Origin of the sequence: Micromonospora sp. WMMD729, from assembly GCF_049315225.1 — a bacterium.
Classification (GTDB): Bacteria; Actinomycetota; Actinomycetes; order Mycobacteriales; family Micromonosporaceae; genus Micromonospora.
Genome location: NZ_CP186059.1, coordinates 554,428 through 568,925, shown reverse-complemented (window position 1 = coordinate 568,925; position 14,498 = coordinate 554,428). Strand labels below are relative to the sequence as shown.

Below are 14,498 nucleotides of genomic sequence, written 5' to 3'. Positions count from 1 at the left end.
CCCATCAGCCGACCTGCGGGTGTGCCGCCGGCTGTCCCACGTTACGGACGGGAGCGTACGCCCGCGCCCACCCACCGGCCGACAATCGTGCACGACTGTTGAACGCCTGTTACCCGGGTGTAACCCTTGCGTGGGGCACATCACTCTTCGTGCTGTTATCCGAGCACCAAGGTGTCGTCGAAGTCCGGTTTGCGGGGTGTGGTTCCCCCCTCGGACGTTACCGCCAAAAGACCGCCACCGCCGCGTTGACCAGGGTCAGGCCGACGATCGCGAGGAAGTGGCCGCGGTTGACCGCGTCCCGCTTACGGGAGAAGAAGACCATGACGAAGATCAGCAGGGCGATAACCAACTTCGTCACAAGTTTTGCCGGTGCCGGCTCGTCGCCGTCGCGCAGCGGAGCGGACAGGCCGAGCCCGGTCAGGAGCTGGATCACCGCACCCCACAGCATGGCCGGGTTGATTCGCAGCCGGCCGCTGATGTATTGGGCGATCGAGCCGCCGAGCAGCAGGGCGAACCCGATCAGATGGACGTAGAGAAGGATGAGTCTGAGAGCTTCCACAGCCGCCATCCTTCCCTATGAACGACGGTTCGTAGTAGTGGGAACCGCCGACGGGCACCGATCAGCCGGGCGCCTTCGGGGTTGCGCCCGATAGCGCCGGCTCGCGCGGCTCGTCGATCGCCGGTCGCGACCCCGCCGGGTGACCGTCGCCGAACGCGGCGGCGACCCATCCGGCGAGGCTCACCGCCGACAGGAGCAGCACCGGCAGCGTCACCCGTTCCACCGAGGTGATCAGCCACCACTCGATGTCGTTCGGACCGGACAGGTAGGTCCCGACCAGGACGGCCAGGTAGTAGCCGTTGGCCGCCCACAACCAGCCGTCCGCTGCCAGCCCGGCGGCACGGCGTCGCTCCCGCAGGAACAGGGTGCCGAGTAGTGCCACCACCGCAGCGCCCGCCAGCACCGGACCGACCACGTCCCACAGGGCCGCGATGGTGAGCTGGAACCGCTCCACCATGTCCGCGTCCTGGGAGGCGCCGTTGGTGATGTCCGACTGGGCGTCCAGAAGGCGGGCCAGCACCGCCCAGGCACCTCCGGCCAGCACCGGCAGCCAGACCAGCGCGGCGCGCCGCAGGTCGGCGCGGGCCCGCAGGGTGACCAGCAGCGCGACGCCCGCCGCGGCCACCAGCCCCTCGTTCTTGGTGAGCGCCGCAACGCTCAGCAGCAACAGCGGCAACAGGGGTCGGCGCAGCGGATCGGCACCGAGCAGCAGGGCCACCACCGCGCCGGCGAAGGCGGCGGACCAGAGCGCGTCGGCGAGCCCGCCGGTCACCCCGTACGAGGCGGTCGACCAGGACGCCAGGCCCACTGCGATGGCGAGCGGCCAGGCCACTCGCGCGGACACCCGATCCAGCGTGCGCCGGACCAGGTAGGCCAGCATCGCGATGGCGGAGACGGTGACCGTCGCGCCAACGAGCTGTGCGGTACGGAAGTCCGGCTCGACGACGCTCCACACGGCCGCGGCGGGCGCGGAGGCGAGTGGCGGGTAGTCGGTGTGCGAGAAGACGAAGGCGGGGCTGCCGATCGCCGCACGCGCGTACTCGCTGCCGTTGGCGAAGTAACCGGCGTGCAGCCACCAGATGGAGTGCGCGTCCCACTGGAAGGCCGGCTCGAAGACCAGGAGGCACGGCGGAAGCAGCGGCAGCGCGATCAGCAGTACGTGCGGCCACCCTCCGTACGGCACCGGCTCGCCCGGGCGGCGCAACAGCCACCAGGCGCCCGCCGCGCCGGCGGCCAGCACCAGGGCGATCCAGAGCGGGAGTGGACCGCCCACGACCAGCATCAGCACCACCGCGACGGTGCTCGACAGCGCCGCCACCAGGGGTGCGAGGAGCAACGCGAGGAAGGGGGTGCGCAGTATCGCGAAGGCCAGCGGGAACCCGGCGGTGAGGAGGGCGAGAACGGCGAGAATCGGGGTGAGACCCATGTGTCGTCAGTCGACCTTCCGTACGACCAACCGCACGGTGGCGCCGGACGGCCGTTTCGGCTCCACAGTGGCGACGCCCACCGAGTAGTCCCGCCGCGACCCCTGGACGACCACACATCCGTGCAACGCGGCGAACTCGCTCAGTCGCTGATGCCACAGGTCCTTGTTGGCCCGCGCCGGAACGAGGGAGATCCGGCTGCCGGACGGCACCTGTTCGACGAACTGACGCCAGAGCGTCTCGTAGTTCACGTGGTGCTGGTGGGCGCCTACGTCGTATTCCCGGTCCCGCATCAGGGCCACGCCGCGGCCGGTGGCCTGCACGGCGCCCTGGGCGGTCAGCAGCAGGCAGCCCACCCCGACGAGCGCCACGACGACGCGTGCGATGGTGGTGTGGTCCCGGTGTTTCGGGGCCGTCATCGGTCAGCGAGCGTCTTGGCGGGGACACCGCCGGGACGGCGGCGGGCCCGTTCCCGGCCCAGGATCCACAACGCTTCCACCCCGTCCCGCCAGGTGATCTTCTTGCCCTCGGCGCGGCCCCGTGCCCGGTAGGTGATCGGCACGTCGTAGGGGCGGATCCGACGCCGCAGCAGTTTGCCCGTCACCTCGGCCTCCATGCCGAACCCGCGGGACCGGATGTCCAGCGACCGGTACAGCTCCACCGGCATCAGTTTGAAGCAGGTCTCCAGATCGCCGATGTAGGAGTTGAACAGGACGTTCGCGGCCGTCGTCACTCCACGGTTTCCGACCACGTACCAGAAACTGTAGGCGCTGTGGCTGCCGAAGGTGCGGTTTCCATAGACGACGGTCGCGTGCCCGTCCAACACCGGCGCCAACAGTTTCGGAATGTCCTGTGGGTCGTACTCCAGGTCGGCGTCCAGGATCACCATGTAGTCGCCCCGGGCGCTGTCCACCGCCGTCTTGATCGCCGCACCCTTGCCCGCGTTGCGCGGATGCGTCACGATCCGCAGTCGCGCGTTGTCGGTCCGACCGAGGATCTCGGCGGTGTCGTCCGTACTGCCGTCGTTGACCACCACGATCTCGATCTCGCACGGGTACTGCACCGCGAGGGCCTGCTTCAGGGCCTCCGCGACGCGCTCCGCTTCGTTGTAAACCGGCATCAAGATCGACAATTGCACGAGAGTCTCCCCGGGAACGGCACCGGACGGCGAATGAAGGGCGGCCACCAGCGGTTAGTGAAGCAGGCGCGCCACTCGTTCGCTGGCCCGCTGTCGCTGAGCAACGTTGGGGCGGTGCCGAAGCACCCTACCCCGCGACACCCCGGGATTGACCACCCCCGGCTCATCCCTTGACGGCCCCCGAGGTCAGTCCGGAGACGATGTACCGCTGGAGAAACTGGAAGACCAGCACCGTCGGGATCGCGGTGAGCAGGGTGCCGGCCGCGAAGATGCCGAAGTTGGTGTTCCGCTCGGCGCCCTGCAACATCCCCCGCATGCCGACGGCGAGCGTCTTGGCGTCCGTGTCGGTCAGGAAGACGCTCGCCATCAGGAACTCGTTGATGGTGTTGATGAAGGCGAGCAGCCCGGTCACCGCGAGGATCGGCGCCACCAACGGCAGCATGATCCGGAAGAAGACCTGGACGTGCGAGGCCCCGTCCACGGTGGCGGACTCGTCCAACTCCCGGGGCAGGGTGTCGAAGAAGCCCTTCATCAGCCAGGTGTTCACGCCCAGCGCACCACCCAGGTAGAGCAGCAGCAGCCCCCACGGGGTGTTGAAGCCGACGGCCGGCCACAGGTCGGTGATCGTGCCGAAGATCAGGAAGATCGCCACGATCGCCAGGAACTGCGGGAACATCTGGATCAACAGCAACGACAGCAACCCCACCCGCCGACCCCGGAACCGCATCCGGGAGAAGGCGTACGCCGCGAGCGCCGACAGGAACACCGAGGCGAAGGCGGCGCCGCCGGCGATGAGCAGCGAGTTCAGGAACCAGTGCGCGAACTCGGTACGCGCGAACAGGTCCCCGAAGTTCTCGAACGACACCCCGGCGGTCGGCACCAACTCGGTGGACGACAGGGTGCCGAGCGGGTTCAGCGCCGCCGACACGACGAACACGAGCGGGAAGAGGCTGAACAGCACGCCGAGCAGGCCGACCAGGTGCCGCCAACCGACCTGGGCGATCCAGCGGTTCCGCCGCCGTCGCGCGGGGCGGCCAGGGTTGATGAGCGTGGTCACGCGTACACCTCCTCCTGTTGGCGGGTCCGCCGGAAGCTGACCGCCGACACCACCGCGACGATGGCGAAGATGAACAGCGAGATCGCCGCGGCGAAGCCGAACTGTGCGGCCTGTCCACCGAACGCCAGCCGGTAGGTGTAGGTGATCAGCAGGTCGGTGGCCCCGTTGCTGGGGTTGTCCGCCGGGAACGGCGCACCTTCGGTGGTCAGGTAGATCGCGTTGAAGTTGTTGAAGTTGAACGCGAACGACGAGATCAGCAGCGGCGAGAGCGCGACCAGCAGCAGCGGCAGGGTGACCGCCCGGAAGGACTGCCAGGGTGAGGCCCCGTCGACCGAGGTGGCCTCGGTCAACTCCCGCGGGATGGCCTGGAGCGCGCCGGTGGCGACCAGGAACATGTACGGGTAGCCGAGCCACAGCTGCACCAGGATCACCGCCGCGCGGGCCGTCCAGTCCTGGCCGAACCAGTCGACGCCGAGCCCGAACAGGTTGTTGATCAGCCCGAAGTCGGTGTTGAACATGTCCCGCCAGACCAGCAGCATCGCGAACGACGGCATGGCGTACGGCAGGATCAGCAGCATCCGGTAGAGGTTGGTGCCCCGCATCCGGGGCGAGTGCAGCGCGAGCGCGATCAGCATGCCGAGGATGAACGTGCCGCCGGTGGAGCCGATCGCGAAGGCGAAGTTCCAGACCAGCGTGCCGAGGAACGGTCCGGAGATCCGCTCGTCGGTGAGTACCCGGGTGAAGTTGGCCAGCCCGACGTTCACCTGCCACCCCTGGGCCAGGCGCTCGCCGTCGGTGGCGACGAACGCGCCGGCCTCGCCGTCCGCGGTCCAGGTCTTGCCGCTGTCGCTGTCCCGGACGCAGTCGCAGCCGGCGTCGTACGCCCGCACGGCCTTGCCCTCGTACGCCCGGGACAGGCCGGACGAGCGCAACGCGCCACCGGCGGTCGGCACCACCAGGTCGGTGACGTCCTTGCTACGGGCACCGGCCTGACCGATGGTCAGCACGGTGTAGCCGTCGGCGGCGGTGACCTTCCCGCCGGTGGCGACGGTGACCGTGCCGGGATCGAGTGGACGCAGGCCGTCGTCGTCGCCCACCGAGACGGTGCCGGTCGCCGGGTCGGTGATCAGGAAGACCAGGGCGCCGGTCGCGGGGTCGCCCTTCGTGGCGACGGAGAGCGGGTACTGGGTGGAACCGGGGACCTGCCGCACCGAACTGGTCTGGATCGCGACGATCGCGTCGTCCTTGGTACCCCGGTGACCGTCGCCGAAGTTGGTGAAGGCCGTGCTCGCGGTGTAGAGGACCGGCACGATCTGGAAGGCGATGAGGAAGAGCGTGCCCGGGACGAGATACTTCGCCGGTACGTGCCGGCGCCCCGCGTACAGGTAGAACAGCGCGGCGGTGGTCAGCGCCAGCACCGCCAGGCCGATCCACTGCTCGGCCTGCACGAGCGGGAACGCCGCCCAGATCGCGATGCCGGCCACCAGGCCGAGCAGGATCACCTTCGCGGCGAGGCCGGCCGCGGTGATCGGCGCGTGGTTCCGCGCGGTACGGGACGTGCGCGGGGACCCGGTGGGCCCCCGGCCCGGGACCTGCTGGGCAGTTCCCGGGCCGGACAGCGGCGTACTCATTATTTGATCGAACCGGCGATCGTCTTGCCGGCAGCGGTGACCGTGCTGGTCGGGTCGGCGCCGCCGATGACGGCGGCCTCCGCCTTGCCGAACGGGTCCCAGATCGCGGCCATCGCCGGGATGGCCGGGAGCACCTGGCCGTTCTTGCCGGCCTCGATGAACTTGGCCAGGTCCGGGTCGCTGCCCTTGACCTGGTCCAGCGCGGCGGTCAACGCCGGTGGGCGCGGGTCGGCCTGGTAGAGCGCCACCGCCAGGTCCGGCTTGGCGACGTAGTTGACGACGAACTCCTGGGCGAGCGCCTTGTTCTTGCCCTTGGCCGCCACGTAGAAGGACTGCACGCCGATGAACGGAGCGGCCGCCTTGCCGTCGGCGAAGCCGGGAACCGCGGAGATGTCGTACGTGATGCCGGCCTTCTTCACGTCGGCGGTGGCCCACGGCCCGGAGACCAGGAAGGCGCACTTCTTGCCGGTGAAGGTGGCGGTCGCGTTGGTGTCGGCGATGGAGCGCTTCAGCACGCCCTCGCCCTTCTCGCCGAGCGCGGCGATCTTCTTGAACGCGGCGATCGACTCCGGTTTGCCCACACCGAGGTCCTTGGGGTCGTAGTCCCCGTTCGCCGTGGTGCCGAAGAGGTAGCCGCCGGCCGACGCGTACAGCGGGTAGATGTGGTACGCGTCGCCCTTCTGTCCGACCTGGAGGCAGAGCGTCTCGGTGACCTTCTTCTGCGCCTTGAGCTGCTTGCCCGTGGCGACCAGGTCCTCGATCGTCTTCGGGGCCTCGGGGGCCAGGTCGGTGTTGCGGATCAGCGCCAGGTTCTCCTGCGCGTACGGCACGCCGTAGAGCTGGCCGTTGAAGGTGACGGCCTTGACGGCGCTCTCGCTGAAGCCGGCCTTCTGCTCGTCGGACAGTTGCACCGGATCGATGGCGCCGTTCTGGACCAGGTTGCCGATCCAGTCGTGCGCGCCGATCACCACGTCCGGGCCGCCGCCCTGGCTCGACACGGTCACGAAGTTGTTCTGGAGGTCCTCGTTCGGGACGGCCTGCACCTCGACGGTGACGCCGTTCTCCTGGCCGAACTTCTCGGCGAACGGCTTGAGCGCCGCGGTCCGCTTGTCGTCGGCCCAGATCACCAGTTTGCCGCCGGCGGCCTTGGGGGTCTCCTTCGTGGCCGGCTCGTCGTTGTCGCCACCGCAGCCGGAGGCGGCGAGCGCCAGGCCGAGAACGGCGACCACACCCGCGGTACGGATGCGCATCGGTACTCCTGTCGTCATGGCGGGTCCGCCGGGGGAAGGACGCCCCGCCAGTGGAAAGCTGAAAGTTCTTGCTGATCGGCGCAGCGATACTGCACCGCTGCTCCCGTATGTTGCGGGGACGTTAGCAAGACGTTGCAGATAATGGAAGGGCTTGCAGAGAGCCCCGCAAGAACTTGCCGGTGGGCTACAGTGCCGCACATGCGCGCTCGACTGTCCGACATCGCCCAACAGGCCGAAGTCAGCGAGGCCACGGTGTCGCGGGTGCTCAACGACCGCCCCGGCGTGGCACCGGAGACCCGGCAGGCCGTTCTCACCGCACTCGACGTGCTCGGCTACGAGCGACCGGCACGACTGCGCAAGCGCAGCGCCGGCCTGGTCGGCCTGGTGGTGCCGGAGTTGGACAACCCGATCTTTCCGGCGTTCGCGCAGGTCATCGAGTCGACACTGGCGCAGAGCGGGTTCACCCCGGTGCTCTGCACCCAGACCGCCGGCGGCGTGACCGAGGACGAATACGTGGAGATGCTGCTGGACCGGCAGGTCTCCGGGATCGTCTTCGTCTCCGGCCTGCACGCCGACACGGCCGCCAACCACGACCGCTACCGGGCGCTGATCGCCCGGCCGTTGCCGGTCGTGATGATCAACGGGTACGTCCCCGACGTCGCCGCGCCCTTCGTCTCCTGCGACGACCGGGAGGCCGCCGACCTGGCGGTGGCCCACCTCGTCGCCCTGGGACACCGGCGGATCGGCCTGATCACCGGTCCGGACCGGTTCGTCCCCGTGCAGCGCAAGGTCGCCGGCTGGCGGGCGGCGATGACCCGGCTGGCCGGCGTCGCCGAGACCGATCTCGGCCCCCTGGCCGAACTGACACTGTTCGGTGTGGAGGGTGGCGAGGCGGCGGCCGGCCGGCTGCTCGACCGTGGTGTCACCGGGCTGGTCTGCGGCTCCGACCTGATGGCGCTCGGCGCGGTGCGGGCCGCCCGCCAGCGCGGCCTGTCCGTGCCGGGCGACCTCTCGGTGGTCGGCTACGACGACTCGCCGCTGATGGCGTTCACCAACCCGCCGCTGACCACCGTGCGGCAACCGGTCACCGCGATGGCGGTGGCCGCGGTCCGGGCCCTGGTGGACGAGATCAACGGGCACGGCGCCCCGCACTCCGAGTACCTGTTCCGCCCCGAGCTGGTCGTGCGCGGCTCCACAGCGGTGGCCCCGGCCGCCGTGCGGTTTCCTTACGCAAGATCTGCTTGACTCTTGCAAGGGCGGGCGGCATATTGCTCACACAACCGCGCCCGAGCCTGCGACAGACGGGGAAGAATCACCAATGACCGTCAGCACCACCACCCTGCCCCGTACCGACGACGACTGGTGGCGCTCCGCGGTCGTCTACCAGGTCTACGTGCGCAGCTTCGCCGACAGCAACGGGGACGGCGTCGGCGACCTGGCGGGCATCCGGGAGCGCCTGCCGTACCTGCGCGACCTCGGGGTGGACGCGCTCTGGCTGACCCCCTTCTACACCTCGCCGATGGTCGACGGCGGGTACGACGTCGCCGACTACCGGGACGTCGACCCGATGTTCGGCACGCTCGCCGACTTCGACGCGATGATCACCGACGCGCACGCCCTCGGCCTGCGGATCATCGTCGACCTGGTGCCCAACCACACGTCCAGCGCGCACCGCTGGTTCGTCGACGCCCTCGCCGCCGGTCCCGGCTCACCCGAGCGGGCCCGCTACCTCTTCGCCGACGGGCAGGGCGCGCACGGCGAACTGCCGCCCAACGACTGGGAGAGCATCTTCGGCGGTCCCTCCTGGACCCGGGTCGCCGACGGCCAGTGGTACCTGCACCTCTTCGACCCGGCCCAGCCGGACCTGAACTGGCGCCACCCGCAGGTACGCGCCGAGTTCGAGGACGTCCTGCGCTTCTGGCTGGACCGGGGCGTGGACGGCTTCCGCGTCGACGTGGCGCACGGCATGATCAAGGCCGAAGGGCTGCCGGACGTCGGCTTCAGCACGGCGACGACCGGGCAACGCCAGGTCGAACTGCTCGGCAAGGGCCGCCTGCCCTACTTCGACCAGGACGAGGTCCACGAGATCTACCGCGCGTGGCGGCCCATCCTGGACAGCTACCCGGGCGGCCGAATGGCGGTCGCCGAAGCGTGGGCCGAGACGCCGCAGCGGCTGGCCCGCTACATCGGCCCGGACGAGCTGCACCAGGCGTTCAGCTTCGACTTCCTCGACGCCACCTGGTCGGCCGACTCGTTCCGCAAGGTGATCGATACCGCGCTCGCCGAGGCGACGGTGGTCGGCGCGCCCACCACCTGGGTGCTGTCCAACCACGACAAGCAGCGGCACGTCACCCGCTACGGCGACGGCCCCGACGGGCTGCGCCGGGCCCGCGCCGCCAGCCTGCTGATGCTCGCGCTCCCCGGCTCCGCCTACCTCTACCAGGGTGAGGAGTTGGGCCTGCCCGAGGTGCTCGACCTCCCCGACGAACTCCGCCAGGACCCGGCGTTCCTGCGTACCGGGGAGAGCCGCGACGGCTGCCGGGTGCCGATCCCGTGGAGTGGCGAGCTGGCGCCGTACGGCTTCGGGCCGGCCGGCAGCGAGTTGAGCTGGCTGCCCGCGCCGGCGACCTGGCGGGCCCTGTCGGTCAGCACCCAGGCCGGCACCCCGGGCTCGACGCTGGAGCTGTACCGGGCGGCCCTACGCATCCGCCGCGAGCATCCGGCGCTGGCCACCGACGACGGCGAGGTCACCTGGTTGCAGACCGCGCCGGGCGTGTTGGCCTTCTCCCGCAGCGCGGGTGACACCGTGCTGACCTGCGTCGTCAACCTCGGCGCGGCGCCCGTGGCACTCGACGGGTACGGCACGCCCGTCGTCGCCAGCGCCCCGCTCACCGACCACCTGTTGCCCGTCGACGCGGCCGCCTGGTTGGAACGGCGCTGAGCGGGTAAGCCAATCTCGACCTGGTCGTCCGTCGTGCCCCGCGCCAACGGGCGACTGGGCTGCCGACCCCTTGTGGTGGGGGGTGAGGTGCACCGGCGCCACGCGGAGCGGACTCCGCGCGGCGCCGGTGTTCGTGTGACGTCCGTGGTGCGTTTCGTCGCCGCCCCGAGGCGCCGACCCGCCGCGTCACTTCGCGGTGAGCAGCGCCGCGATCCGGGTGAAACCGGCGCGTACCTCGGCCTCGTCCGGCGGCTCGGCGGGCTCGCCGTGACCCGCCTCGTCGGCCGCGGCGTCCAACTCCTCGTCGATCACGTCCTCGAAGTCGCCGTACAGGTCGGCCCCCTCGACCTGACGAGCCTCGTCCTCCGCGGCCACCTGAGCGGCGGCGATCTCGTTGCGGATCTCGTCGGCCGACAGCGCCGGCAGCAGCGGTTCCACCACGGCCATCAACTGCTCGTCGGCCACCACCGCCTCGGCCAACGCCAACGCGTGCGGCCGTTCGTACGGCCCGCAGACCACCGGCTCCCACTCGTCGAGGTCACCGAGCGGCCCGAAGGTGATGATCCACGGCAGGCCGAGCATCGGCGAGTCGGCCGGCAGGTCCAGTGTCATGAGTGCGCCCACGGGCCCATCATGGTCCGCGAACGTGAGCGCCGGTGCCGTTCTGTTCAGTTACCGCCCGTCCGGCACCCGATGAGGACCGGGCAGCCGTCGACCGACGTGCCGCCGGGGTCAACGCGCGAAGAGGTTGAGCGCGAAGCTCTCGTCGGAGTTGTGGTTGGCGAGTAGCTCGTACCCGGAGGTCCGCCGGAACTCGTACGTCGGAGCGGAGAAGTCGATGCCGATCAGCCAGTCGAACACCGCCTTGCGTTCCTTGGCCCCGAGGACCGGACCGATGCACCCGTCGACAAGCGTCTGCAGCAACTGCCGCTGCACCGCACCGGGCAGTTTGACCATGCAGAGGACCTGGGCCACCTCGTTCTCGCGGTCCTTTGAGGGCTGTCCGACCGCGGCCGACAACCGGCCCTGCTTGCCCGGCAGGGTCACCCGGATGATGTGCAGCGAACCGTCCACCGTCACCGGGACGGGCCACCGCCCGGCCCAGGCGTCCATGACCTTGCTCGGTGTCATGCCGGGGAACACCGCCATCGGTCCGGAAGGGGTGACGGCGGGTGAGCTGTTCCCGGCCTCCCCGGGGTTACCTCTGCTGCCCTGCGGGGCGGCGGGAAGGGATCTCCCGTTCTGGTCGCGCGACACCACGACCCCTACCAGCGCCACCAGGATCAGCGCCACCGCCGGCACCGCCAGCAGGAGCCATCGTCGTGATGTCGTCCTGCGGCCCGCCGCGAAGGACTCGAACTCCCGTTCGGTCTCGATCATCGCGCTCCCCGTCGCCAGGTTGGGCAGTGACGTCGTGTGCCGACCATGGGGACTATCCGCGTATCCAGATCAGCGCTGCCCGTCAGTCGTGTCGGGTGGCGTCCAGGGCGGCCCGCACCAGAGCGACGGCCCGGTCCGGGGACACGCCCAACCGCCGCGCCTCGGCCGCGTACTCGACGGCGACCCTGTGCAACCGGTCGACGGCGTCATCGCGGCCGGGCGCGACGAACGTGCCGTTGCGTCCCCGGGTCTGCAACAGCCCGGCCGCCTCCAGCTCGCGGTAGGCCCGCGCCACCGTGTTCGCGGCCAGTCGCAGGTCGGCCGCGAGCTGCCGGACGGTCGGCAGGCGACTGCCCACCGGCAGCCGGCCGTCGCCGATCAGCTCGGCGAGCTGCACGCGCACCTGTTCGTACGGCGGCACCGGCGAGTCCTGGTCGACGGTGATCAACACGTCGGACATCTCCACCCTCACCCCGCACCGCCCGGAGCGCCGGGATCGGTGTCCTCGTCGATATCCACCACGGGGGCGCCCTCCGCCAGGTCCACCACGCGTCCGCGCCGGCTGGTCGCCAGCAGCGCCGCGCCGAACAGCACCAGTTGGTTCAGCAGGTAGAGGTAGAGCAGCAGACCGACCGCGCCGGCCACCACGGTGTACGCCGGATTCCGCTCGGTGCGCACCACGTAGTACCTCCCCACCGTGTTGAGCAGCGTGATGCCGACCGCCACCAGCAGCACCACCGGACGCAGTCGGGACCGACTCATCCGCAGCCGGGGCACCGCGAGCAGCAGCGCGGTGGCGAGCACGGCGTTGACCAGCACACTGAGCACGGCGCTGACGGTGGTCAGGCCGACCGAGCCGGTGCTGCGTAACAGGAAGCGCAGCAGTGATTCCAACGCGTCCACCGCCGCCACACTGAGGCCGAGCAGCACGAAGACGCCGATCATCACCCCGAGGTCGACCAGACGCCGGACCACGAGGTTGCCGGGCTGCTGGTTGAGCGCGTACATGAGCCGCTGTGAGGAGCGGATCGCCTCCACCCAACCGATCCCGGTGAACACCAGGATGACCAGGCCGACCACGCCGACCGTGCCGCTGGAGTTGGCGATCTGCTGCGCGTCCAGGAACGGCAGGTTCTCCTTCAGGAACCCGGCCGCCGCCTCGCTGACCTCGTCGTTGTCCTCCAGGATCGCGCCGAAGACGGAGTACGCGACCAGGGCGAGCGCGAAGACGGCGAAGAACCCGTAGTAGGCGATCGCCGCTGCGAGCCGCCCCGCCAGCACGTCGGCGTAGAGCGTCCCGGCCCGCCACACGTGGTCGAACAGGCCCGACCGGGAGCGCGCGGCACCCACCCAGCGGTCGATGCCCGCCTCGATCCGGCCGATCACGTTCACGCGATCATCCTCGCCGATCTCCCGCCGCCGTCCCGGCAACCGGCACAAGAGCGCTCGCCACCCGGCGCGTCGCCGAAACGTCAGTCGCCGAGGCGGAAGTCCCGGCGGGGCTGCCACCGGGCCTGCCCACTGTGCGAGAACAGGGTGAACCCGTCGACCTCGAACATCGCGGAGAAGTCGGCCAGGTCCTCGTACACCTTGTCCAACGCCTCCGGAGCGACGTCCTGCGCCACGGTGACGTGCGGATGGTACGGAAAGCGGGTCTGGCGGTGCAGGCCGGGCGCGGCCGCGATGGCCGCGGCCAGCAACTCGCACTCACTGATGCCTGCGGCCACCGCGACGAACACCACCTGCGTCACCGGCCGGAACGTACCGGTCCCGCGCAGGTGCAGCGTGAACGGCAGGTGCGCGGCGGCCACGGCGGCCAGGTGCCGCTCGACGCCCGGCAACACCTCGGTCGGGATCTCGGTCGGACCGAGCAGCGTCACGTGCGCGGGCACCGCGAGCGGGTCACCCGCCTCGACGCGCCGCCGGGTGAGCTGCGCACCCCACGGCTCCGGGATGTCCACCGCGATGCCGATCTGCACCGTGTCGCCCGACGACGGCGCCCCGCCACTGCGATCCACGCCCCGTGCCGCCACCTCGGCCACCGACTCGCCCACCCGTCCCCGCGGCGCTATTCGCCGCGCACCGGCGGGAAGAACCCCACCCGCTCGTACGCCGACCGCAGGGTCGCGCCGGCCACCGACCGGGCCTTCTCCGCGCCCGCGGCGAGGAGCTTGTCCAGTTGGGCCGGGTCGTCGAGGTACGCGCGCGTGCGCTCCTGAATCGGACGGACGAACTCCGCCACGACCTCGGCCAACTCCTTCTTGAGGTCGCCGTAGCCGCGACCGGCGAACGCGGACACCAGGTCGTCGATGCTCCGCCCGCTGAGCGCCGAGTAGATGGTCAACAGGTTGGACACGCCGGGCTTGGTCTCGGCGTCGAAGACGATCTCCCGACCGGTGTCGGTCACCGCGGAGCGGATCTTCTTCGCCGAGCGGGCCGGGTCCTCCAGCAGGTCGATGATGCCGGCCGGCGAGGACGACGACTTGGACATCTTCGCCGTCGGGTCCTGCAGGTCGGTGATCTTCGCGGTGTCCTTGACGATGTGCGGCGCGGGCACCGTGAACGTCGCGCCGAACAGCGAGTTGAACCGCTGGGCCAGGTCGCGGGAGAGCTCCAGGTGCTGGCGCTGGTCCTCGCCGACCGGCACGGCGTTGGCCTGGTAGAGCAGGATGTCGGCGGCCTGCAGGACCGGGTAGGTGAACAGCCCGACGCTGGCCCGCTCGTTGCCCTGCTTCTGCGACTTGTCCTTGAACTGGGTCATCCGGCTGGCCTCGCCGAACCCGGTGATGCAGCCGAGCACCCAGGCCAACTGCGGGTGCTCGGGCACCTGCGACTGGACGAACAGGGTACTGCGCTCCGGGTCGATACCGACCGCGAAGAGCTGGGCGGCCGCCACCCTGGTCCGCTGGCGCAGCACCGCCGGGTCGTGGCCGGCGGTGATCGCGTGCAGGTCCACCACGCAGTAGAACGCGTCGTGCGTGTCCTGCAGGGCCACCCAGTGCCGCACGGCTCCCAGGTAGTTGCCGAGGTGGAACGAGTCGGCCGTCGGCTGGATGCCGGAGAAGACGCGGGGTCGCTCGGGAACGTCGGGCATGACGATAATTCTGTCAGCAAGCAT

The 14,498-nt window shown here is 70.3% G+C and carries 15 protein-coding genes; 2 read left to right on the top strand and 13 right to left on the bottom strand.

All coding sequences use genetic code 11. The annotated features are described in order from the left end of the window. Positions 1-217: 217 nt before the first annotated feature. From ACN263_RS02665 to ACN263_RS02635, 7 genes are all read right to left on the bottom strand, one after another. On the bottom strand, positions 218-559 hold the full coding sequence (locus tag ACN263_RS02665; RefSeq protein ID WP_099857000.1) for a hypothetical protein: 342 nt from the start codon (positions 557-559) through the stop codon (positions 218-220). Between the two features lie 61 nt (positions 560-620). Beyond that, complete coding sequence (locus ACN263_RS02660) at positions 621-1,985, bottom strand: hypothetical protein (protein ID WP_422738242.1); 1,365 nt, start codon at positions 1,983-1,985, stop codon at positions 621-623. A 6-nt stretch (positions 1,986-1,991) separates the two neighbouring features. Next, positions 1,992-2,402 (bottom strand): hypothetical protein, encoded by a 411-nt coding sequence (locus ACN263_RS02655; protein ID WP_422738241.1) that lies wholly within the window; start codon positions 2,400-2,402, stop codon positions 1,992-1,994. Then, positions 2,399-3,121, bottom strand: coding sequence for a glycosyltransferase family 2 protein (locus ACN263_RS02650; RefSeq protein WP_422738240.1), 723 nt, complete (start codon positions 3,119-3,121; stop codon positions 2,399-2,401). Before ACN263_RS02650 ends, ACN263_RS02655 begins: the two co-directional genes overlap by 4 nt. 163 nt (positions 3,122-3,284) lie before the next feature. Beyond that, complete coding sequence (locus tag ACN263_RS02645) at positions 3,285-4,178, bottom strand: sugar ABC transporter permease (protein WP_422738239.1); 894 nt, start codon at positions 4,176-4,178, stop codon at positions 3,285-3,287. Further along, positions 4,175-5,809, bottom strand: coding sequence for an ABC transporter permease subunit (locus ACN263_RS02640; RefSeq protein WP_422738238.1), 1,635 nt, complete (start codon positions 5,807-5,809; stop codon positions 4,175-4,177). Before ACN263_RS02640 ends, ACN263_RS02645 begins: the two co-directional genes overlap by 4 nt. After that, the gene (locus tag ACN263_RS02635; RefSeq protein ID WP_422738237.1) at positions 5,809-7,059 is read right to left on the bottom strand and encodes a sugar ABC transporter substrate-binding protein; all 1,251 of its coding nucleotides are present in this window, start codon (positions 7,057-7,059) and stop codon (positions 5,809-5,811) included. Before ACN263_RS02635 ends, ACN263_RS02640 begins: the two co-directional genes overlap by 1 nt. Positions 7,060-7,257: 198 nt before the next feature. Here ACN263_RS02635 and ACN263_RS02630 point away from each other — a divergent pair, with 198 nt between their 5' ends. Together ACN263_RS02630 and ACN263_RS02625 are read left to right on the top strand one after the other, a co-directional pair. Then, the gene (locus ACN263_RS02630; protein ID WP_422738236.1) at positions 7,258-8,304 is read left to right on the top strand and encodes a LacI family DNA-binding transcriptional regulator; all 1,047 of its coding nucleotides are present in this window, start codon (positions 7,258-7,260) and stop codon (positions 8,302-8,304) included. Positions 8,305-8,377: 73 nt separating this feature from the next. Next, positions 8,378-10,000 (top strand): glycoside hydrolase family 13 protein, encoded by a 1,623-nt coding sequence (locus ACN263_RS02625; RefSeq protein WP_422738235.1) that lies wholly within the window; start codon positions 8,378-8,380, stop codon positions 9,998-10,000. Positions 10,001-10,186: 186 nt separating this feature from the next. On the opposite strand, the gene ACN263_RS02620 is transcribed toward ACN263_RS02625, so the two are convergent. The 6 genes from ACN263_RS02620 to trpS form a co-directional block, all read right to left on the bottom strand. Continuing rightward, positions 10,187-10,624, bottom strand: coding sequence for a hypothetical protein (locus ACN263_RS02620; protein ID WP_422738234.1), 438 nt, complete (start codon positions 10,622-10,624; stop codon positions 10,187-10,189). Positions 10,625-10,732: 108 nt separating this feature from the next. Next, on the bottom strand, positions 10,733-11,380 hold the full coding sequence (locus ACN263_RS02615) for a hypothetical protein (RefSeq protein WP_422738233.1): 648 nt from the start codon (positions 11,378-11,380) through the stop codon (positions 10,733-10,735). Positions 11,381-11,462: 82 nt separating this feature from the next. Further along, the gene (locus ACN263_RS02610) at positions 11,463-11,840 is read right to left on the bottom strand and encodes a GntR family transcriptional regulator (protein WP_422738232.1); all 378 of its coding nucleotides are present in this window, start codon (positions 11,838-11,840) and stop codon (positions 11,463-11,465) included. 8 nt (positions 11,841-11,848) lie between these two features. Further along, on the bottom strand, positions 11,849-12,772 hold the full coding sequence (locus tag ACN263_RS02605; RefSeq protein WP_422738231.1) for a YhjD/YihY/BrkB family envelope integrity protein: 924 nt from the start codon (positions 12,770-12,772) through the stop codon (positions 11,849-11,851). A gap of 80 nt (positions 12,773-12,852) precedes the next feature. Beyond that, positions 12,853-13,434, bottom strand: coding sequence for a 2'-5' RNA ligase family protein (locus tag ACN263_RS02600; RefSeq protein WP_422738230.1), 582 nt, complete (start codon positions 13,432-13,434; stop codon positions 12,853-12,855). Positions 13,435-13,448: 14 nt separating this feature from the next. Beyond that, positions 13,449-14,474 carry a tryptophan--tRNA ligase gene (gene trpS, locus ACN263_RS02595; RefSeq protein WP_422738229.1) on the bottom strand — a complete coding sequence of 342 codons (1,026 nt, stop codon included), beginning with the start codon at positions 14,472-14,474 and terminating at the stop codon, positions 13,449-13,451. Between the last annotated feature and the right edge of the window lie 24 nt (positions 14,475-14,498).

Coding starts and splice junctions, on each gene's coding strand:
- ACN263_RS02660 (WP_422738242.1), bottom strand. CDS start 1,985: ATGGGTCTCACCCCGATTCTCGCCGTTCTCGCCCTCCTCACCGCCGGG.
- ACN263_RS02655 (WP_422738241.1), bottom strand. CDS start 2,402: ATGACGGCCCCGAAACACCGGGACCACACCACCATCGCACGCGTCGTC.
- ACN263_RS02640 (WP_422738238.1), bottom strand. CDS start 5,809: ATGAGTACGCCGCTGTCCGGCCCGGGAACTGCCCAGCAGGTCCCGGGC.
- ACN263_RS02635 (WP_422738237.1), bottom strand. CDS start 7,059: ATGCGCATCCGTACCGCGGGTGTGGTCGCCGTTCTCGGCCTGGCGCTC.
- ACN263_RS02630 (WP_422738236.1), top strand. CDS start 7,258: ATGCGCGCTCGACTGTCCGACATCGCCCAACAGGCCGAAGTCAGCGAG.
- ACN263_RS02625 (WP_422738235.1), top strand. CDS start 8,378: ATGACCGTCAGCACCACCACCCTGCCCCGTACCGACGACGACTGGTGG.
- ACN263_RS02615 (WP_422738233.1), bottom strand. CDS start 11,380: ATGATCGAGACCGAACGGGAGTTCGAGTCCTTCGCGGCGGGCCGCAGG.
- ACN263_RS02610 (WP_422738232.1), bottom strand. CDS start 11,840: ATGTCCGACGTGTTGATCACCGTCGACCAGGACTCGCCGGTGCCGCCG.
- trpS (WP_422738229.1), bottom strand. CDS start 14,474: ATGCCCGACGTTCCCGAGCGACCCCGCGTCTTCTCCGGCATCCAGCCG.